18 protein-coding genes are annotated in these 18260 nt (G+C 56.3%); 11 read left to right on the top strand and 7 right to left on the bottom strand.

Annotation, left to right across the window (positions count from 1 at the left end; genetic code table 11):
* Positions 1-46 precede the first annotated feature (46 nt).
* The 3 genes from ACSQ8V_RS29645 to ACSQ8V_RS29635 are packed head-to-tail and all read left to right on the top strand — an operon-like array spanning position 47 to position 5924.
* Positions 47-1177 carry an efflux RND transporter periplasmic adaptor subunit gene (locus ACSQ8V_RS29645; protein ID WP_436209212.1) on the top strand — a complete coding sequence of 377 codons (1131 nt, stop codon included), beginning with the start codon at positions 47-49 and terminating at the stop codon, positions 1175-1177.
* 14 nt (positions 1178-1191) lie between these two features.
* Positions 1192-4326 (top strand): efflux RND transporter permease subunit, encoded by a 3135-nt coding sequence (locus tag ACSQ8V_RS29640; RefSeq protein ID WP_213764943.1) that lies wholly within the window; start codon positions 1192-1194, stop codon positions 4324-4326.
* On the top strand, positions 4323-5924 hold the full coding sequence (locus ACSQ8V_RS29635) for an efflux transporter outer membrane subunit (protein WP_436208155.1): 1602 nt from the start codon (positions 4323-4325) through the stop codon (positions 5922-5924). The genes ACSQ8V_RS29640 and ACSQ8V_RS29635 overlap by 4 nt, the downstream gene beginning before the upstream one ends.
* A gap of 128 nt (positions 5925-6052) precedes the next feature.
* On the opposite strand, the gene ACSQ8V_RS29630 is transcribed toward ACSQ8V_RS29635, so the two are convergent.
* The gene (locus tag ACSQ8V_RS29630; RefSeq protein WP_436185338.1) at positions 6053-6628 is read right to left on the bottom strand and encodes a TetR/AcrR family transcriptional regulator; all 576 of its coding nucleotides are present in this window, start codon (positions 6626-6628) and stop codon (positions 6053-6055) included.
* Positions 6629-7129: 501 nt separating this feature from the next.
* On the opposite strand from ACSQ8V_RS29630, the gene ACSQ8V_RS29625 reads away from it, so the two are divergent.
* On the top strand, positions 7130-7432 hold the full coding sequence (locus ACSQ8V_RS29625) for a hypothetical protein (protein WP_213764947.1): 303 nt from the start codon (positions 7130-7132) through the stop codon (positions 7430-7432).
* A 17-nt stretch (positions 7433-7449) separates the two neighbouring features.
* On the opposite strand, the gene ACSQ8V_RS29620 is transcribed toward ACSQ8V_RS29625, so the two are convergent.
* Positions 7450-7662, bottom strand: a complete 213-nt coding sequence (locus ACSQ8V_RS29620) for a hypothetical protein (RefSeq protein ID WP_436208154.1) — start codon at positions 7660-7662, stop codon at positions 7450-7452.
* A gap of 106 nt (positions 7663-7768) precedes the next feature.
* Here ACSQ8V_RS29620 and ACSQ8V_RS29615 point away from each other — a divergent pair, with 106 nt between their 5' ends.
* The 5 genes from ACSQ8V_RS29615 (at position 7769) to cynS (ending at position 11423) form a co-directional block, all read left to right on the top strand.
* Entirely contained in the window at positions 7769-8383 is a 615-nt protein-coding gene (locus ACSQ8V_RS29615) for a hypothetical protein (protein WP_436208153.1), read from the top strand.
* Positions 8384-8808: 425 nt separating this feature from the next.
* A complete protein-coding gene (locus tag ACSQ8V_RS29610) occupies positions 8809-9399 on the top strand; it encodes a TetR family transcriptional regulator C-terminal domain-containing protein (RefSeq protein ID WP_436185334.1) in 591 nt (196 codons plus the stop codon).
* A 101-nt stretch (positions 9400-9500) separates the two neighbouring features.
* Positions 9501-10229 carry a cysteine hydrolase family protein gene (locus ACSQ8V_RS29605; protein ID WP_436208152.1) on the top strand — a complete coding sequence of 243 codons (729 nt, stop codon included), beginning with the start codon at positions 9501-9503 and terminating at the stop codon, positions 10227-10229.
* 277 nt (positions 10230-10506) lie between these two features.
* Complete coding sequence (locus tag ACSQ8V_RS29600; protein ID WP_436208151.1) at positions 10507-10935, top strand: hypothetical protein; 429 nt, start codon at positions 10507-10509, stop codon at positions 10933-10935.
* Positions 10936-10952: 17 nt separating this feature from the next.
* Positions 10953-11423 (top strand): cyanase, encoded by a 471-nt coding sequence (gene cynS / locus ACSQ8V_RS29595; protein ID WP_213764952.1) that lies wholly within the window; start codon positions 10953-10955, stop codon positions 11421-11423.
* A 416-nt stretch (positions 11424-11839) separates the two neighbouring features.
* On the opposite strand, the gene ACSQ8V_RS29590 is transcribed toward cynS, so the two are convergent.
* Together ACSQ8V_RS29590 and ACSQ8V_RS29585 are read right to left on the bottom strand one after the other, a co-directional pair.
* Positions 11840-12811 (bottom strand): alpha/beta fold hydrolase, encoded by a 972-nt coding sequence (locus ACSQ8V_RS29590; RefSeq protein WP_436208150.1) that lies wholly within the window; start codon positions 12809-12811, stop codon positions 11840-11842.
* A gap of 62 nt (positions 12812-12873) precedes the next feature.
* A complete protein-coding gene (locus tag ACSQ8V_RS29585; RefSeq protein WP_436185330.1) occupies positions 12874-13542 on the bottom strand; it encodes a glutathione S-transferase family protein in 669 nt (222 codons plus the stop codon).
* 143 nt (positions 13543-13685) lie between these two features.
* On the opposite strand from ACSQ8V_RS29585, the gene ACSQ8V_RS29580 reads away from it, so the two are divergent.
* Positions 13686-14294: a TetR/AcrR family transcriptional regulator gene (locus tag ACSQ8V_RS29580; protein ID WP_436185329.1), complete on the top strand. Its 609-nt coding sequence runs from the start codon at positions 13686-13688 to the stop codon at positions 14292-14294.
* A gap of 79 nt (positions 14295-14373) precedes the next feature.
* Here the strand turns inward: ACSQ8V_RS29580 and ACSQ8V_RS29575 are convergent, their stop codons facing one another.
* Together ACSQ8V_RS29575 and ACSQ8V_RS29570 are read right to left on the bottom strand one after the other, a co-directional pair.
* Positions 14374-15261: an NmrA family NAD(P)-binding protein gene (locus tag ACSQ8V_RS29575; protein ID WP_436208149.1), complete on the bottom strand. Its 888-nt coding sequence runs from the start codon at positions 15259-15261 to the stop codon at positions 14374-14376.
* Positions 15262-15433: 172 nt separating this feature from the next.
* Positions 15434-16183, bottom strand: coding sequence for an SDR family NAD(P)-dependent oxidoreductase (locus ACSQ8V_RS29570; RefSeq protein WP_213764991.1), 750 nt, complete (start codon positions 16181-16183; stop codon positions 15434-15436).
* 223 nt (positions 16184-16406) lie between these two features.
* On the opposite strand from ACSQ8V_RS29570, the gene ACSQ8V_RS29565 reads away from it, so the two are divergent.
* On the top strand, positions 16407-17021 hold the full coding sequence (locus ACSQ8V_RS29565) for a TetR/AcrR family transcriptional regulator (protein WP_436208148.1): 615 nt from the start codon (positions 16407-16409) through the stop codon (positions 17019-17021).
* 378 nt (positions 17022-17399) lie between these two features.
* On the opposite strand, the gene ACSQ8V_RS29560 is transcribed toward ACSQ8V_RS29565, so the two are convergent.
* Positions 17400-18245 (bottom strand): NmrA family NAD(P)-binding protein, encoded by an 846-nt coding sequence (locus ACSQ8V_RS29560; RefSeq protein WP_436208147.1) that lies wholly within the window; start codon positions 18243-18245, stop codon positions 17400-17402.
* Positions 18246-18260 lie beyond the last annotated feature (15 nt).

Genomic DNA, 18260 nt, shown 5'->3' with positions numbered 1-18260 from the left:
CGGACGCGCACCAAAGAAATCTGTCCTGGTTATCGCGTTGGCAGTCGTGGTCATCGGTGTTGGATGGTTTGTGCACTCGCGCGGTAGCAACGCTGCCGCAGCCAGCGCCAGTCCGCCTCTTGCGCAGGTGACTGTTAGCAAACCGATAGTGCACGACCTCGATACGCGCATTGGGTTTCTCGGTCAGTTTTCTGCGGTTGACCAGGTTGAGCTTCGCGCGCAAGTGGGCGGCACTCTTACTGGCATTTACTTCAAGGATGGGGATGTCGTCCACAAAGGCGATCCGCTTTTTTCAATCGATCCAGTCCCATATGAGATCAAGCTAGCGCAAGCGAAGGCTCAACTGGAAACAGCAAGCGCGCGGGTCGACTTGGCAAATCACGAATTTAGCAGGGCGCAAGAGCTTCAACGTAACGACGCTGGAACGGTTGAAAACGTTGAGCAGAAGACCTCTGAAAGACTTGCCGCACAAGCGGCGGTAGACAACGCCAAAGCGCAGATTCGTGATGCCGAGTTCGATCTTGCGCACTGCCGCGTCGCCGCTCCGTTCACGGGGCGCATCGGCAATCACCTTGTTTCGGTCGGCAATCTGGTGGCCGGAAGCCGCGCGGCGACGAGCCCCACTACGCTGCTTGCTACGCTCGTCTCGCTCGATCCAATCCATTTGGATTTCGATATGAGTGAGGCTGACTTCCAGCTATTTTCGAAGTATCAACAACTGTCGAAAGGAACATCCGCCGATAAGGTTCAGTTCGCTTTGGGTACCGAGCCGACGTTCGAACGGCAGGGCGTCCTCGATTTCATTAATAACGTGCTAGATCGTTCGAGCGGCACCATCCACGCTCGAGCAACCGTGCCTAACCGCGACCTTGCCTTGACACCCGGGGAATTCGCGCGGGTGAGAGTGATCGTCGCTCAAGCCACCCCGACACTTCTGGTTCCAGACGCCTCGGTCTTGCCGGATCAATCACAGCACGCTGTCTTTACGGTTTCGGCTGATGGTGTCGTCACTCCGAAACGGGTTGAGATAGGAGATATTCGTGGTGGTTTGCGTGTCATACGTTCTGGGCTGAACTCGGACGACCGGGTGATTGTGGGCGGCCTTCCTTTCGCGACACCCGGAGCCAAAGTGGCTCCGCAGGACGGCAAGATTAGCTACGCCGCAGGCCAGGAATAGGAACCACCCGAACCATGCGCATCGCACATTTCTTTATCGACCGGCCGCGTTTTGCGACGGTCGTGAGCAGTTTTCTTACGCTGATCGGGCTTGGCGCAATGTTTGTGCTTCCGATTGCGCAATATCCGGAAATCGTTCCGCCAACAGTACAAGTCACGACGTCCTACCCTGGCGCGTCGGCAGACACTATTGCTCGTACAGTCGCAACGCCGCTCGAGCAACAGATTAACGGCGTTGAAAACATGATTTACATGGGTAGCCAGTCAACCGGCGATGGAAGATTGACCGTTACGGTTACGTTTCGCATTGGCACCGATCTGAATGTCGCGCAGATGTTGACGCAGAATCGCGTTCAGGATGCGTTGCCGCGGCTGCCGGAGGACGTACAGCGCTTGGGTGTTCAGGTTCGAAAGTCAACCCCAAGCATCCTTATGGCGATTCACCTCTATTCGCCGGACAAGACTCGAGACACGCTTTATCTCTCCAACTACGCGACGTTGCACGTAAAGGATGCGCTCGCCAGGCTTGAGGGTGTGGGAGATGTGCAGTTCCAGGGCGCACGCGAATACGCTATGCGCATCTGGCTCGATCCCGATAAAGTCGCTGCCAACAACCTGAATGCTGGCGAAGTGCTCAATGCATTGCGTGCTCAAAATCTGCAGGTGTCCGCCGGGGTTCTGAACCAACCTCCAACACATGGTAACGAGGCTTACCAGATCAACGTGGAGGCGTTGGGTCGGCTGTCCACCCCTGCTGAATTCGACGATATCGTGGTCAAGTCCGATAGTCAGGGACGGGTCACGCGCGTGCGCGACATCGGCCGCGTCGAGATCGGCGCAGCCGATTATGGGTCGACGGCGTTCATGGATCGCAGCGACGCTTCTTCGCTTCTAATCTACGCCCAACCAGGTGCAAATTCGCTTGCGGTCGAAGGCGAAGTTTTGTCGACTATGAAAGGCCTTGAGCACGATTTTCCCCAGGGCCTTGGCTATAAGATTATCTACGATCCGACGATCTTCATCGGCAAGTCAGTCGATGAAGTTATTACTACAATTTTTGTCGCCATCTTGCTTGTAGTCGGTGTCGTTTTCATATTCCTCCAGAATTGGCGAGCGACCATTATTCCGGTGGTTGCGATTCCCGTTTCGTTGCTCGGGTCTTTCATCGTTCTCTACGCATTCGGTATATCGCTGAACAACCTCTCACTGTTTGGATTGGTTTTGGCCGTCGGGATTGTGGTCGACGATGCGATCGTCGTGGTAGAAAACGTCGAACGCAACATTCGCTCTGGCATGTCGCCAACCGAGGCGGCGCACAGAACGATGGACGAGGTGGGTGGAGCGCTGCTGTCTATCGCGCTGACGCTGTGCGCAGTGTTTGTGCCTTCAGCTTTTCTGAGTGGGATATCGGGCCTCTTTTTCCGGCAATTCGCGGTTACGATTGCGGCCTCCACGATCATTTCGTGCTTTGTCTCGCTTACTCTGAGTCCAGCGCTGTGTGCCGTGCTCTTTAAGGAGCATGTCTCTCACGCCTTGCACACAAATGCTGCGCAGCGTTTCTTGCACCGCGGCTTTGATAAATTCAACAGAGGGTTCGACAAGCTTTCGTTCGGGTACGGAAAACTTACTCGTCGATTGGTGCGCGGCTTAACGGTCGTTCTTATTATCTACCTGGCCCTGATTGGCATAACGGCCATGGAATTTGCGCGCACGCCTACGGGTTTCATCCCGGAGCAAGACCAAGGGTATCTGATCAACATTGTTCAGCTCCCGGCCGGTTCGTCGCTGGACCGTACGGAGCAGGTGGTTCGGCGAGCGATTGACATCGCGCTTACAACCCGCGGTGTGGAGCACGTTGCTCCGTTTGTTGGCCTGGACGCGACCACCTCTACCGTGGCCTCGAACTCTGGAACAGTATTTTCGGGACTTCCATCGCTCTACAACCACTCTATTTCTGGTGTGACGGCCGCTACAGTGTTGGCAGACCTTCGCCAAAGGCTATCGGTAATCAAGGATGCCTATGTGTTGACGATCCCGCCGCCGCCTGTTCAAGGCCTGGGTAGCGCGGGTGGATTCAAGATGATGCTCGAGGATCGCGGTGGCCTGGGATCTGAAGCGCTTGTGCGTGCTGCGAACGCTCTCGTTGCTGCGGCAAGAAAAGATCCCGATTTCGCCGGCGCATTTACTTTGTTCAACGCGGGGTCGCCCTCGATTTATGCGAATGTCGATCGAGTGAAAGCTGAGAAGGTTGGACTGACGCCAACAGACGTCTTTTCGGCCATGCAGGTCTACCTTGGTTCGCAGTATGTGAACGACTTCAACTACCTTGGTCGGACGTATCAGGTCGTTGTCCAGGCTGATGATCGATTCAGGCACAACGCTGAGGACATTACTCGCCTTAAAGCGCGTAACCAGGCCGGGGAAATGGTTCCGATCGGGAGCGTCGCGACGATGGAAAGCAGGACCATTCCGTATCGTGTTCCGCGCTACAACCTGTATCCCGCTGCAGAGGTTCAAGGGGTTGCGGCGCCTGGGGTTGCCACTGGCACGGCCCTTAAGCGCATGGAAGAGCTCGCTCAACAGGTTCTTCCGCAAGGAATCAGCTTCGAATGGACCGACTTGGCATTCCAGCAGCAACAACGTGGCACTCCTACTCTGCTCGTCTTCGGTGCGGCTGCACTCTTCGTGTTCCTTGTCCTCGTGGCGCAATATGAAAGCTGGAAGCTGCCGCTGGCGATTGTCCTGATCGTGCCGATGTGTATCCTTGCGTCGGTGACGGGCTTGATTACGCGAGGTATGCCGATCGATATCCTGGCGCAGATAGGATTCGTCGTGCTTGTAGGACTGGCGGCGAAAAACGCGATTCTGATTGTGGAATTTGCTCGCCAGAAAGAAGGCGAGGGCTCGTCTCCAGTGGAAGCCGCAGTGCATGCTGCGCGCACCCGCCTGCGCCCGATCTTGATGACATCTTTCGCTTTTATTCTCGGAGTAGCGCCGCTCGCGTTCGCAACGGGGGCGGGGGCGGAAATGAGGCAGTCGCTTGGTACCGCAGTGCTGTTCGGAATGCTTGGGGTGACTTGCTTTGGTCTACTGTTCACGCCGGCGTTCTACATCTTGGTAGGAAAGTTTGGCCGTAAGGAGAGCGTATGACGAACATTTTCGCCCACGCCGACCGCGTCAGTGGCTCTACAGGCACGCCACTGTCGGCTGATTCCTCGCAAAACGGTCCTCAGAGGAAGTCAAAGGAATCGGACAATTCGCCTGGTGCTTTGAGGGGTATTTCGGCAGGCATTGTCTTAAGCCTCGTCTTGGCCGGTTGCGCAGTAGGTCCTGACTATGTCCCGCCCAACTCGCAGTTCGTACCGTTTCATAGTCATATTGCGACGGCGGGACCACAGGCTCCATTACCAGCGCCGCAGCTCGACGTGTGGTGGACGGGATTCAACGATCCGATGCTAACAACCGTTGTTCAGCGGGCATTGGCGCAAAATCTGGATCTTGCCGCGGCGATTGGCCGTGTTCAACAGGCCCGCGCCGCAGCTGCCGGAGCAGGCGCTAATCTGTTGCCTACTGTCGACCTGAACGCGAGCGGGACAGCTGAACATCAGAGTCTGCAAAGCCCATTCGGAACGCTTGCCAAGACTTTTCCGGGCTACAGTCGAGATCAGAAGGAGTACAACATTGGTCCTGCTGCAAGCTGGGAAATCGATCTCGCTGGTGGACTGCGACGAAGTGCCTCCGCTGCCAGGGAGGAGGCGCAAGCGGCGGAGGCTGAGCAGCTCGGTACCCGCATTACCGTTGCGGCTGATGCGGCTGACGCCTATATACAAATTCGGGGTTTTCAGGCTCGATTAGCCGTTGCGCAAGACCAGATCGACACCGATTCGCACCTATTGGACTTGGTCAAAGTTCGCCGTCGCCTAGGTGCGGCGGAAGATCGGGAAACGGCGCAGGCGGAAGCGCTCTTCAAGCAAGCAAGGGCGACAGTTCCGCTGCTGAAAACTTCGTTGGAAGCACAACTTAATCGCTTGGACGTGTTGATGGGAGTTCAACCAGGAACATACGCGAAGGAGCTGGCTCAGCCGAGCGCAATTCCAAGTGTCCCTTCCATTGCAGACACCGACCAACCGCTCGATGTTCTGCGCCGTCGTCCTGACATCATTGCGGCTGAACGGAGGCTAGCGGCGTCAAACGATCGGATAGGTGCTGCCATATCGGACTATTATCCAAAAATATCGCTTTCGGGAGCGTTGGGATTTGATAGTGTGAGCACTAATCATCTGTTCTCTGCGCAGTCGTTTCAGCCCATTGGAACAGGGGCGTTGCGCTGGCGTTTATTTGACTTTGGAAAGGTCGATGCTGAAGTTGCACAGGCGCGCGGTGTGAATGTGGAGGCACTCGCTCAATACCGGCAGGCAGCGTTGAAAGCGACAGAAGATGTTGAGGACGCGTTTACGAGCCTTTCTCAGACTGAAGCACGACGGGTGGAGTTGCAGGACGAAGTCACTGCGTTGGAACGTGCACGAGCTCTATCAGAGCGTGCCTATAAAGCTGGCGCTATTACGCTCACCGACGTTTTGGATGCAGACCGACAACTTTTGGTGGCCCGTGACGATCTTGACAGCACAAAGGCTGATTCAGCGCGTGCAGCCGTGACGACATATCGCGCTCTAGGCGGTGGGTGGGACCTTTCGTCGGCGGGTGGAGTTGTGGCCACGGCTGCGACGGAACAAAAAGCGGCTAACTGACGCGCGACTGCGACGCTGATGCTGGCGTTGTAGTCTTTGATGCGAGATCTGACGTTGCTATGAAACTTGCCAATGCTGGCTGACGTTCAACCAGTATTGGCTCCGGCATCTGTGCGCTGACCTTTTGGTCAGTTGCGCTTTGAGAGATGTTTTTTCGTTTGTTGAAGGATGGTTGCCGACAAACTCGGGTCGTTGACCATTCTCGCAACTGTGACCGCGCCGATAAGCGTGGCCAATATCACCAAAGCTTCCTTTTTCGCTGCCGCAGGAGATCGGTCTTCTAAGTGCGCGGAGAAAATCCCGACAAGCTTCAAGAAGCCAGCGGTGGACGCTTCCCGCAACTCGTCACTACCGCGGGCCATCTCGCTACCGAGGGCGACAAAAGGGCAACCACTGCCCGGATTATCGCGATGCTCCAAAGAAAGATAATCTGAGATCGCACTGTCCAGTGCCCGCGTACGTGTTGAGTTCGACAGGGAGCAAATCATTGTTTCTGCAAATGAACCAGAAGCGACCACGATCGATTCCTCGACCAGGTTCTCCTTGGAAGAAAAATGCTTATAAAAACCACCGTGTGTTAAACCTGCGGCGGCCATAAGATCAGCAAGGCCTGTGTTTCCAATGCCATTTCGTCGAAACTCGCCAGCAGCAGCATCAACGATGCGTTGGCGCGTTTCAGCGGTCTCCCGTCTTGATTTTCTCATATCACCTTCCTTTCGCTAGAACGACAAACACACTTTCTATCGTAGAGCTTAATAAATATGTGATTACATGTCCAGAAACATCTTAATTCCTTGGACACCGACGTTCACGTGAACGTCGCAGGCACGCGAGCCATCATGTCGACACATTGGCATTGTCACCCGTTGCGCAATACTCGTTGCCCTTCTATGGCCAGGTAGCCAAACGAATGGCCCGCACCAGGAACTCAGCATGTGTCGCGCTCGGCGTTGAGGCGAGGCGGTGCGAGCCGGCCATCCATTCCTTCAATACGTCTTTCACGTACTTCGGGTTACCAATGGCGTACGCCGCTCCAGACCCGAGTAGCCCAGCGGGCAGGATACTAGGGTCGGTCATTTGACCGATACCGCTGCCGCGGCGCGGCTGCGATCATTAAGGCCAATCCACCCCCTGGGCGAGATGGCGAGACTTCGGTTTCTCCACCGTGTCATAACGCGACCCGCCCAACATCCTGAATACGCCCTATGAAACGCAACTTCATCACCCCACTCCTGTTCATCAGCACCAATCTTGCTGCGACCGCACTTGCTGTTGTGACGGCACTGCTATCGACAACGGCTGCTGCAAGCGGTTTCGGTCCGCAGCCTTCGTACCAGCCGATAGTGGGTGCGCCTGCGTCACAGCGCGGTCCGAGCGTCCAAACCCTGGCAGCGAAACCGTATGTCGCGGTCATCAATGCAGACGCTGATGGGGGCACATATGACACCTACGTGGAGTCGGGCGGCCCTGCACAGACGGACAACCAGCAACTCCTCGATACGCGCTGACAGTCCCGCAACCCAATCTAAATGTCGTCGTCAGTGAGGTAGCTTTGACCCAGGTCACTATTCATCCAGTGTGGGTCCGCATTTTTCACCAGGTCAATGCCGCTGCCGTTATCGCTTTGTGCTTGAGCGACCGGCAGATGTACGACGCGCGCATCGTTCACTAAGATTCGGATACCTACCAAACTGGGATAAAAAAACCAGAAGCACGTCGGCGCCATCACGGCGACCAATGAATTCTCCGGCGGCTATTTGGAAAACCCGGGATACAACTGGTTCGGCGGTTACTTAGCCGCGAGCCGATGATTTTTTAACCGCAACAAACCATACGGATCACCTATGTCCACTCGCCTCAAACTCGTTGTTTCCTTTGTCGCGCTGACGCTCGCTGGCGCTGCAGTCGCTCAATCTCCCGCCAACAAGCCCGAACGGATCCGGGGCGAAATTTTGGCTTTCTCGGGTAGTACCTTACAGGTACACCGTCGCAGCGGCGACACCGTCACCATTGAAGTGAAGGAGTCGACCGGTCTGAACGCTGTGAAGGCGATCCAGCTTTCGGATATCAAGCCCGGCTCATACGTGGGCGCGGCGGCGATGCCAGCCGTGGACGGCAAGCTGACTGCGAAGGAGGTCCTGGTGTTTCCGGAAGCCGCACGGGGTACAGGAGAGGGCCACTACGCGTGGGATCTTGGCGCGAACAGTTCGATGACGAACGCCAATGTGGATACCGTTGTGCAAAGTACTAGCGGACGAGATCTGAAGCTCTCGTACAAGGGCGGCAGCAACACCATCAACGTGCCGCTCAATGTTCCGGTCGTGACGCTCGTTCCCGCTACACGCGACGATTTGACGACGGGCAAGAAAGTGTTCGTCGTGGCAACTCCCGGGAAAAACGGAGCTTACGACGGGAATCTGGTCGTGGTCGAGAAGGACGGCGTGACGCCCCCGATGTAAATCCGCCCGGTGACGCGATGGCTTCCGGTGTCAGTCTCGGGGTTGCTTCACGCCCGGGCTGCGGAGAGGTGATCGCGTTGTCGCAGGACCTGAGACGTATGGCGCTCATGCGAAGACATCTGTTGGAGAATGTTCCGCGCTTGCAAACATATCCAAATGCTTTCCCGCAAGGGCTTTGAGGTCGTTTAATAATCCATTTGTCCTCGCAGAGGAAGACATTCGATGGCACAGGAACCGCTCGAGATAGTGTTGAGTCACTCCGCTTCCCATGGTGACCGCGCCGTGACGCTGTATCCTGGGTGGTACTTCCTGATTCGCTTATGCGGCAAGGCGCATCTACATTGAAAAACTTCCGGTTGCGGGCTTGACCTTTAATAGATGACCGGTTATCTTGCTAAATTGTTACTCGCCCGAAGATAATTGCAATGCCCAGACCCGCTAATCCCGAAGTGCGTTCCCGCTTGTTGTTGATCGGACGCACTGTAGTCCATGACCGCGGCTTCAACGGGTCCGGGGTCCAGGACATTACGGCCGCAGCAGGCGTGCCCAAGGGTTCGTTCTACAATTATTTTGATAGTAAGGAATCCTTTGCGGCCGAGATTATCGAGGATTACTGGGAGTCCATTGAACGGCGGCACGGCCCCATTCTCTACGACGCACGCCTCAAGCCGCTGGTACGTATCGACCGGTTTTTCAAGGGGTTGTCGCAGGATCACCGCGAACATGGCTTTACGCTTGGCTGCCTGATCGGCAATCTGTCGCTCGAACTGGCCAATGGCAGTGACGAAACACGCGCCAAACTGGCCGACGTGCTTGATAGGTGGGAAAAGGCGCTGGCGGCGTGCCTGCGTGAAGCACAAGAGCGAAGCGAGCTGAACGGCGATACCGATCCTGATCAACTTGCGGCAATCATGATCGAGGCCTATGAAGGCGCGGTCATGCGAGGGAAGGTTGAGCAAAATGGCAATGCGTTCAAGCGGTTCGAGAACTTGGTTTTGCCCCGGCTAATTAGTTAATTTTTTTGCTTTTTTAATAGACGACTGGTCATTTATTAACCAGAGCCGACTCCTTTAGACGGGGCCGGTCCTTCCGCAGTAATCGCCAGATAGAGGGCATCATGAGCAACGAAAGCCAACCAGCGCAAGTCAACGCACATCGCTATGCGGATCCGGTCAACCCGGCGCTGCCGCCAAGCGACTTTAAACTCGACCTATCGCGAGCAGCTTTAGTCGTAGTCGATCCCCAGAATGATTTCCTGAGTCCTGGCGGCGCGAGTTGGGCGTTGTTCGGCGAAAGCATTGTGGAGAACAACACCGTCTCAAACATTGGGCGGCTCTTCAAGGCATCAAAGGAAGCGAGCCTCACCGTCGCTGTGTCACCACATTATTACTATCCATGCGATCATGAATGGCACTTCGGTGGCCCCGTGGAAAAAGTGATGCACAACATCTGCATGTTCGATCGTAAAGGGCCGAATACGCTGGAAGGGTTTGACGGCTCAGGTGCCGATTTCCTCGATGAATACAAGCAATACATCCTGGACGGCAAGACGATTATCGCGTCACCCCACAAGATCTACGGCCCGGAGACGAACGACCTGGCTTTGCAATTGCGAAAAAAGGGCGTGACGCAAATCATTCTCGCGGGCATGGCCGCGAACCTGTGCATCGAGTCGCACTTGCGCGAGCTCATCGAGCAGGGGTTTGAAGTAGCGGTAGTGCGCGACGCGACTGCGGGCCCGCGTCTGCCTGAAGGTGATGGCTACCTCGCCGCGATCATCAATTATCGCTTCCTCGCTCACGCGCTTTGGACCACGGACCATACCGTCGAACAATTATCGAGCTGATGTCCGGAACCGCCGGAGGAAACTGCCATGCGCGGTGTCATTGAAGGTTGCCTGCGTTCTTGGCAGGACGAGTTTCCAAAGCGCTCAGCGCTTTTCAACGGTCTGCCATGCAGTCAGGCAGCACAGGTTTTGTTCATCGCATGCTCGGATAGCCGCGTGGTTCCGGAGTTTTGACGCAGCGTCGGCCGGGAGACTTGTTCGTCATTCGTAACGCAGGAAATATTGTTCCGTCGGACGGAGCGGGTCCGGGTGTGCATCGACTTCGGTCGAGTACGCCATGGACTCGCTGGGAGTGTGCGACAACGCGATCGGCGGCCATTGGGATTGCGGGGCCATTTCCGCCATTGCCACACGCACGTGTCTGGACCACATGGCCGCCGTGGCGAACTGGTTGCAATATACCGGGTCAAGCGGGGTCATCAATGCCGCGCGGACTCATGCCTTGGCGGCGGACCGGCTTCACGCGTTGACCCCTTCAGAATGTCGTTGCGCAGTTCCCAAACATCGAGACCATCCTTGCTTGCATCGCGCTGGCTCTTCCGCAACGAAAGTTGTCGCTTCACGCCCGGCTCTATGGCATTTGGTCTGGAGATATCGACGCGCTGAATTCATGTGGGAACCGTATCGCTTACCGAGCATGCCCGGGTCTATGCCAGAACCCGCCATTCGAAGGTATCAGGAAGCCCGGTCGGACAGTGTATTTTAACTTCGAAGGAAATCGTCATGTTGCAGTCTGAAGTTTCCCGGGATGCACGTCTTGCATTGACGGACGTCATTTTGAAAGCAAAGGCCCTTAAAGACCTGTCATTTGCACAACTCACCGAGGGGACGAACCTCAGCCTCGTTTTTGTCACCGCCGCGCTGCTTGGCCAGCATCCGCTTCCAAAGGAGGCCGCACAGGTGGTGGGCACTCGCCTGGATCTTGAGCCGGACGCAGTGGCTCTACTTCAGACTGTGCCGTTGCGAGGAACTCTGGAGGCCGGTGTGCCAACGGACCCGACTATCTATCGCTTCCATGAAATGGTGCAGGTTTATGGGTCGACCCTGAAGGCTCTGGTCCACGAACAATTCGGAGATGGCATCATCAGCGCGGTCAATTTCACACTCGATATCAAGAAGGTCGAGGATCCAGAGGGCGGTTCGCGGGCAGTCATCATACTCGATGGCAAGTTTCTGCCCTTCAAGCCGTTTTAGGCCGCTTTGGAATACGGTATCCGGTTTGGGCTGGGCGGCCCTGGTCCCCGTGTACTCACCACGACCGCTTCGATTTCCGCGCGGCCACCGTGACTTTGTCATCGAGACAATGCGCGGACTTGCGTAAGCTTTCCCAGGGCGCCTCGGCATAGCGCTTGGGCTGGCGATTTGCGATGAACAACCGAGCGGGCAGGGTGAGCGATGCAATAGCTAGCGTGCAGAGCGGAAGCTTCGACACAGGAATTCCGGACATGACTGTGCAATCAATGCATGTGGTTGACCCGCTGATTGCGATAGTGCCGGCCGCGGCTAAAAAACGGCGCTTGGCCTGGATGTAAGCGGAGCAAAAAGTGTTGAAGCCCATACCGCGAAGTGAGGCGGTATGGGACGCGACTACCGTGTGGACACGGAGCTGCTTACTTTGGCTGGTTCAAGAAGGCGGTAACTTCCTTCAGGAACAGATCGGGATATTGATAGAGCGAGCCGTGATTCGAGTCCGGGTAGATGATCAACTGGGCATCCGGCAGGTTCTGCTGCAGGGTGTAGGAGTTGATCGTGTAGTGGACGATGTCGTTGCTGCCAGCTACCACCAGGACCGGTTGCTTGATCGCCTTGAGATAAGCACTGGAATCCGCGCTCGGGGCACCCCAAGCCGCAAACGCGGCCACTTGCGCAGGAGCCACCTTGGCGTCGATAGCGGCATCCCTATCCACTGTGCGTGCATGGATTCGCGTCAGGAATGCACGTCCGGCAGCTTGCGACGCATCCGACTGGGTGAAGAAGACGTCGAGCAACAAATCGTCCTGCGGCGTACGCTTCTTCGCCAGGAATCCCTGGAACTCCGGAGTCAGCGTCGCCATGCCTGCACCGCCTCGCGGTCCGCTTCCCACCAGCACGACACGACGAACCAGATCAGGTTGTTCGATGGTTACTTCCTGCGCGACGAGACTTCCCATCGAGAAGCCCAGCAAATCGGCCTTCGTAATGCCAAGCGCATGAATGAAAGCGATTGCCTGCTTTGCCATCGCTTCGATCGTGCCGGGCACTTCGCCGCCGGAGCTGCCAACACCGGCGTTGTCGAAGAGGATCACGTCACGGTCGTGTGCGAATCCATCGATGACCTTCGGGTCCCAACTATCCAGGTTGCCCACGAAGTGCTGGAAGAACACCAGCGGAACACCGCCACGTTTTCCGAATCGGCGATAGGCGAGACGCGTGCCGCCGGCATCGATGAACTGGGTTGGGGCTGTTTGAAACGTGTATGACGTGCCGCTTACCGGCGCGGTCCCGGCGCTCGCGGCGCTCGCGGGAGTGAGATAAAAAGCCGTTGCGAACGCAGCCACGATAAGGCCCAGACGAAAGCCGGACGTCTTGCTGAAATGCTTCATGGTGGTTTTTCCAGATACGGTGGGATAGCAAGGCCCCGGGTACGCAAGGGCGTTGCAATGTGTCAGGCCGGCAGTTCCATCACTTGTCCGCTTCGATTCTTCACGCTCGGCCGCTCCGATATCTTTGCCTGCCACGCAGACAAGGCCGAACAATCGTCTGGGATCGCAATGCCTGCGGCGCCGGCGTGCATGAGCGCGGCATAGACCGTGATGTCGGCCATCGAGAAATCATCGCCGGCCACGTAAGGAGTTGCCTTAAGAACCTCATTGAAGTACTTCATGCCGCGCACGAACTTCTCATTGTGCCGCTCGCCCCATTCCTTCCTGTGCGCCCATTCAGGGCTCTTGTAGGCTTCCAGGCGCGCACCAAGTCCCGGCGTTGCATGGTGAAAGTAAATGCCAACAGCATCGATGAGTTGATCGTCAGCCCGTTTCTGCATCATGTGAATGACCGCTTTTTCCTTCGGGGTCCTGCCTGTGAGCGTTGGGTTCCCATCCAGGTTGTCGAAATACTCGGTGATCGCGACGCCTTCCGAGATGAACGTGCCGTCGTCGAGTTCGAGAACGGGAACCGTGCCTGCCGGGTTGATGGCGAGAAATGCGCTTTGCTTGTGCTCGGCCGCAAACAGATCCACCTTCACGAATTCGATTTGGGAATCCAGTCCTTTCTCGGCGAGGACGATACGAATGCGGGCCGGATTCGGGAAGCCAGGGGTGTCGTAAATTTTCATGATCAGTTCCTTCTTGTTATCTATCGATAGCTAAGGCGTGGGGCGAAGCATGCGGCGCTAAGATCACGATGTCAAGAACTATCGATCGATAGATAAGCAGCACGATTGTGCTTATCTATCGATAGGAATATACTTGATAAAACTTGCTTCTAAACAGCACTGCTATTGGTAGACGAAGGCTTTTGATGACCACTCCAGACACCAAAGAACGAATCATGAGTGTGGCGCGGCTCATGGTGCAGGCGCACGGCTACAACGCACTAAGCTTTCGTGAAATCGGAAAAGAAGTAGGCGTGTCCAGCGCGAGCATCCATCACCACTTTCCCACCAAAGGCGATCTTGGCGCTGCGCTGGCGCAACGCTATACAGACGACGGAAGTGCTGCACTCGAAAAATTGCTGGCCAGTTCCAAAGATGCTCACAAATGCATGACCGGTTACACGGGCATCTTTCGCTCGGCGTTGCTCAATGACAATCGGATGTGCCTGGTTGGACTCATGTCCGCCGAGTACGACGACTTGCCCGCAGAGGTGCGAGCAGAGGTCGACCGATTCACTAACGTCAACGTCAAATGGTTGACTGAAATCCTCTCGCTTCGAAAGTCGAAAGCAGGAAAGGATGCAATTCAACATCAGGCGCTTGCGATCTTCGCCGCTATCGAAGGCGCTCAACTTGTCGCGAGAGGGCGGGGTGACATCGCAATGTTCGACCGCGCAGTGACGGCATACCGGGCGGCTGGACTGTTCCCTTGATGCTCCCTTAACCTCGCTTATTCACGCAGCTAAAGTTCACGCCCGGCAAGCGGTTATTCAAGCCGGTTCCTACGATCGTCTAAGCGTGTGATTGGTTGACAGGAGTGAGTACGCTTGGGAGGAATTGCGCGGCTGTCAGGGGCTTTCTGCCAATCAGGCGCTCAAGGTCTCCTGTTATCTCGGCAAACTCCCCGGCGGCAACGGCGGTAAACCATTCGGAAAGAAAGGCGGCAACGAAATCAGGCATACCCGCTGCAGTGCGTGCGGCAATGAATGCGGCAGGCGTGACGTCGGCATACGGCAGGCTTTTTCCCGCGATAGTCGACACGATCGCTGCGATGTCGCCCATTGACACGGCTTCGCTGCCGCCGAGCGTATAGGTGCGGCCCTCGTGACCGGTTCCCGCCAGCACGACTGCTGCAGCTTCGGCCAACTCGGCGCGGGCGGCGAGCGCGGCGAGCGCAGATCCCGCCGGTGCGCGAACGCCGTTCACGAATACGTCATCGCCCAACATAAGCGGGAGTGCGTCGAGGTACAAAGAGTTGCGTAGCAATGTCACCACCATGCTGGACGCGGCCAGCGCTTTTTCGGTCACCTGTTCCCACTCCGTTACCTGCGACATCACAAATTCCGAGTGTTCAGGACGTTGCACACCGATGTAATGGATATGGCGCACGCCTGCGCTTTCAGCCGCATCGACAACGTTACGATGTTGAGTGATCGCATCCGAGAAGGCTGTGGTGGAGACGAACATCAGCTTGTCGACGCCCTTGAAAGCGGATTCGAGCGACGCCAGGTCTTGATAGTCTCCCTGTCGAATCTCGACACCATATGACGCAAGCGTGCCTGCGGCCGATGGATCGCGCACGAGTACTGCGATTGACTTTTCCGGCACACGTTTCAGCAGTTGTTTGACAATTCCATGTCCAAGCTGACCCGTTGCGCCCGTGATCAGGAAGTCTTTCATGTTGGAGTCCTATCTATGATGTGAGTAACGATCCTGCTCATTTCTGTCAGATGGGCGGAGACGAACCCTCGCGAAGATGCCCGGGTCGATGGCTGTTTTGACTAAAGGCGGAAGCGTTGAGGAGGTAGGCGGCGCTGCGCGCGTGATGCGTCCATTCCGCCCCGGGGAATGTTCAAACCTGAGCCATTCCTCCATCGACAAACAACTCTGTCCCGGTGACATAGCTGCTGTCGGTTGAAGCGAGAAACAGCACCGCTTTCGCGATTTCCTCGGGGGAACCGAGACGCCCGAGAGGCACTATTTGTGCGAAGCTGTCCTTGCGCTGCTGGCCTTCGGGGCTATCGCCCAGAAGCTCGCGCAGGCCGGCTGTATCAATAGGACCCGGACTCACTGCATTGACGCGTATCTTGCGATCCTTGAGGTCGGTCGCCCAGGTCCGGGCAAATGAACGGATGGCAGCTTTTGTAGCCGCGTAGGCGGTGTTTGCCGCCAGCCCTTTGCTTCCCACAATCGAACTGGTCAAGACGATGGCGCTGCCATCGGGCATTAGCGGTAGTGCCTTTTGCACGCTAAAAAACAGTCCCTTGACGTTCCCGTCGAACATGCGGTCGTAGTGCGCTTCATCAACCTGACCGAACGGTGCGAACTCCGCTGCGCCTGCATTGGCGAACACGATGTCGAGCCGGCCGGTTTCCTGCTTGATCTGGACGAAGAGCCGGTCAAGATCGCTCAGGATCGCGACGTCGCCTTGTACCGCGGTAACGCCGGCACCAATTTCTTTCACCGTTTCGTCCAGTTTTTCCTGTCGCCGGCCCGTGACATAGACGTGTGCGCCCTCTGCTACAAAAAGCTTGGCCGTTGCCAATCCAATTCCACTTGTCCCGCCAGTGACCAGTGCGATCTTGCCGTCCAGTTTCCCCATGATGTCGCTCCGTTTCTGTGTTGGTTGGATCGATTCTGCCGAGCGGTGAAGGTGACGGCTGCGCATCGCCCAGCAGCTGTAAAGCGATGAAATGGTGCTCTTCGCCATGGTCGTCGTTGACCTCGATTTGGCCTTGACGCCACTTATTCATGTTGGTCAACATGATAATGTTCTAACTAATCAGGTTAGTCAACATGTATATTGGCGTTTTCGGAGGCGTCGCATGAAGGTCAGTCGTGAGCAGGTGGCGAAGAACCGCCTTAACATTCTTGAAGCTGCCAGCCGGCTTTTCAGCGAGCGTGGATTCGATGCCGTTACTATCGTCGACGTCATGAAAGACGCCGGGCTCACGCACGGCGGCTTCTATGGTTACTTCGGTTCAAAGGACGAACTGATCGCCGAGGCTAGCGCGTTCTCCTTGAAGCGCCAGGAAGAGGTCAAAGCCGATACGTTTGAAGACTATTGCGCGGGGTATTTGAGTGCATACCATCGACAGCATCGTGCTGGCGGATGCACCTTCGCGGCGCTAGCGAGTGAGGCGGTTCGTCAGGCGCCCGCAGTGCGCCATGAAATGACCGAGAGCCTCAGGCGGATGATCGAGGTGATTGCTGAGCTGGCGCCTGGAGAAGACGCTGAGGGGCGCCGCCGCACTGCCATCTCCGGATTCTCCGCGATGCTGGGCGGGTTGATCCTGTCTCGCATGGTCGACGATATATCGTTCTCCGACGAACTGCTTGAAGCGAATCGCGAGGTGCTGGACGCGATCGCTATGGACGGCAACGATCAGTTGGGCGCGGCGAAATCGAAGAAGAAGGGCGTGCGTTCATCGAGCCGTTAGCCGGATGTGTCGGCGAACTGCAGATTATTGGGAGTTCAACCGCGAGCATAAGCCGATCCGATTTTCCCCTTCACAATGACCGTTTTCATTTTGAACACAAGCTGCGCTACTGGTTGAGCCCCCATTGCACATGCGGGCTCGTCTCGATGACCTCTCATCCGTGGCGTTCATGGAGTGACACGATCCGCGTCAGCACGCTGCCCAACACGTTCGCAGCCGCGGCTTTAAACCGACTTCACTCCGCCATAGCCTGGTTTCCTTCGTCACGTCTGAAACTAGCGCTAGCGCTGTGCCCGTCGTGCACTCTGTCAGAACGCAGGAATGGGCAAAGTTCTTCCGAGATCCACGCCGAATTGATCCGCAGGCCCTAAATGAACGTCAAATCAGCTTCAGGAATTGCCTGAAGCTGATGGGATCACGTCCGAGGATCTGCTTCACAGTGTCAGTCACTGCCGCCGTCGCGTAGTTGCGAAACGCCCGGTAGAGAGTCAAACCGTATTCGACAGTTTCCGGCGCGAGGCCACGCGATTTATATGCAGCGGTAAGCTCTTCCTCGCTGATGGGCGTGTAAGAAATCGTGCGTCCCATGTTTTCTGTGAGAAGGCGAGCGACTTCCCAGTGGTCGAGGGCTTCGGGGCCCGTGACAAGGTATTCCCCGGTTAATCCCTGTACCAACGCCTCGGCAACGAATGCTCCAACGTCCGCGGCCGCGACAAACGACGACTTGGCATCTCCAACCGCCAGTGTGATGTTGCCACGCTCTACCATCGGAGCATTAAAGCCGGTGACGAAATTGTCCATGAAAAAGCCAGCTCGTACGAAGGTGTGCTTCAGGCCTGAATTAACGATTTGAAGCTCGACCTTTCGTATCGGCAGGTCTACCAGACTTTGCCCCGAGAATGCCGCGAGATAATTTCCGGACATGTAGGCAAGATGGCCGACGTCACGATCTGCTGCGGCGTCAATAATCGCCCCGAGTTTTTTGTGTACTTCTCCGTCCAGGGGCGGACCAATGAGGACGACATCGTTAATGTCTTTGAAGAGAGTATCGAAATCTGTCGTGGTGTTGTTAGCATCATAAGCCCGCGTCTCGACATCCCTGGAAAGCTTCAGATTTTTTGGATCGCGCGCCGTTGCAACGACATTGAATCCTTTGTTCAGCAAGGACTCGACCGTATTACGGCCGGCATTTCCTCCTGCTGCGGTGACTAGAACAGTTCGCATATTTGCCTTTGTTTC

Source organism: Caballeronia sp. LjRoot31 (assembly GCF_964253885.1).
GTDB lineage: Bacteria > Pseudomonadota > Gammaproteobacteria > Burkholderiales > Burkholderiaceae > Caballeronia.
Note: the sequence above shows the minus strand (reverse complement) of the source record. Positions and strands in the feature narration are given on the sequence as shown.

What these genes read in the sequence shown, in the direction of transcription:
- ACSQ8V_RS29575 (WP_436208149.1), bottom strand. Translation starts at nt 15,261, where the DNA reads ATGAAAGACTTCCTGATCACGGGCGCAACGGGTCAGCTTGGACATGGA.
- ACSQ8V_RS29610 (WP_436185334.1), top strand. Translation starts at nt 8,809, where the DNA reads ATGCCCAGACCCGCTAATCCCGAAGTGCGTTCCCGCTTGTTGTTGATC.
- ACSQ8V_RS29565 (WP_436208148.1), top strand. Translation starts at nt 16,407, where the DNA reads ATGAAGGTCAGTCGTGAGCAGGTGGCGAAGAACCGCCTTAACATTCTT.
- cynS (WP_213764952.1), top strand. Translation starts at nt 10,953, where the DNA reads ATGTTGCAGTCTGAAGTTTCCCGGGATGCACGTCTTGCATTGACGGAC.
- ACSQ8V_RS29585 (WP_436185330.1), bottom strand. Translation starts at nt 13,542, where the DNA reads ATGAAAATTTACGACACCCCTGGCTTCCCGAATCCGGCCCGCATTCGT.
- ACSQ8V_RS29590 (WP_436208150.1), bottom strand. Translation starts at nt 12,811, where the DNA reads ATGAAGCATTTCAGCAAGACGTCCGGCTTTCGTCTGGGCCTTATCGTG.
- ACSQ8V_RS29615 (WP_436208153.1), top strand. Translation starts at nt 7,769, where the DNA reads ATGTCCACTCGCCTCAAACTCGTTGTTTCCTTTGTCGCGCTGACGCTC.
- ACSQ8V_RS29630 (WP_436185338.1), bottom strand. Translation starts at nt 6,628, where the DNA reads ATGAGAAAATCAAGACGGGAGACCGCTGAAACGCGCCAACGCATCGTT.
- ACSQ8V_RS29625 (WP_213764947.1), top strand. Translation starts at nt 7,130, where the DNA reads ATGAAACGCAACTTCATCACCCCACTCCTGTTCATCAGCACCAATCTT.
- ACSQ8V_RS29560 (WP_436208147.1), bottom strand. Translation starts at nt 18,245, where the DNA reads ATGCGAACTGTTCTAGTCACCGCAGCAGGAGGAAATGCCGGCCGTAAT.
- ACSQ8V_RS29570 (WP_213764991.1), bottom strand. Translation starts at nt 16,183, where the DNA reads ATGGGGAAACTGGACGGCAAGATCGCACTGGTCACTGGCGGGACAAGT.
- ACSQ8V_RS29635 (WP_436208155.1), top strand. Translation starts at nt 4,323, where the DNA reads ATGACGAACATTTTCGCCCACGCCGACCGCGTCAGTGGCTCTACAGGC.
- ACSQ8V_RS29600 (WP_436208151.1), top strand. Translation starts at nt 10,507, where the DNA reads ATGGACTCGCTGGGAGTGTGCGACAACGCGATCGGCGGCCATTGGGAT.
- ACSQ8V_RS29605 (WP_436208152.1), top strand. Translation starts at nt 9,501, where the DNA reads ATGAGCAACGAAAGCCAACCAGCGCAAGTCAACGCACATCGCTATGCG.
- ACSQ8V_RS29640 (WP_213764943.1), top strand. Translation starts at nt 1,192, where the DNA reads ATGCGCATCGCACATTTCTTTATCGACCGGCCGCGTTTTGCGACGGTC.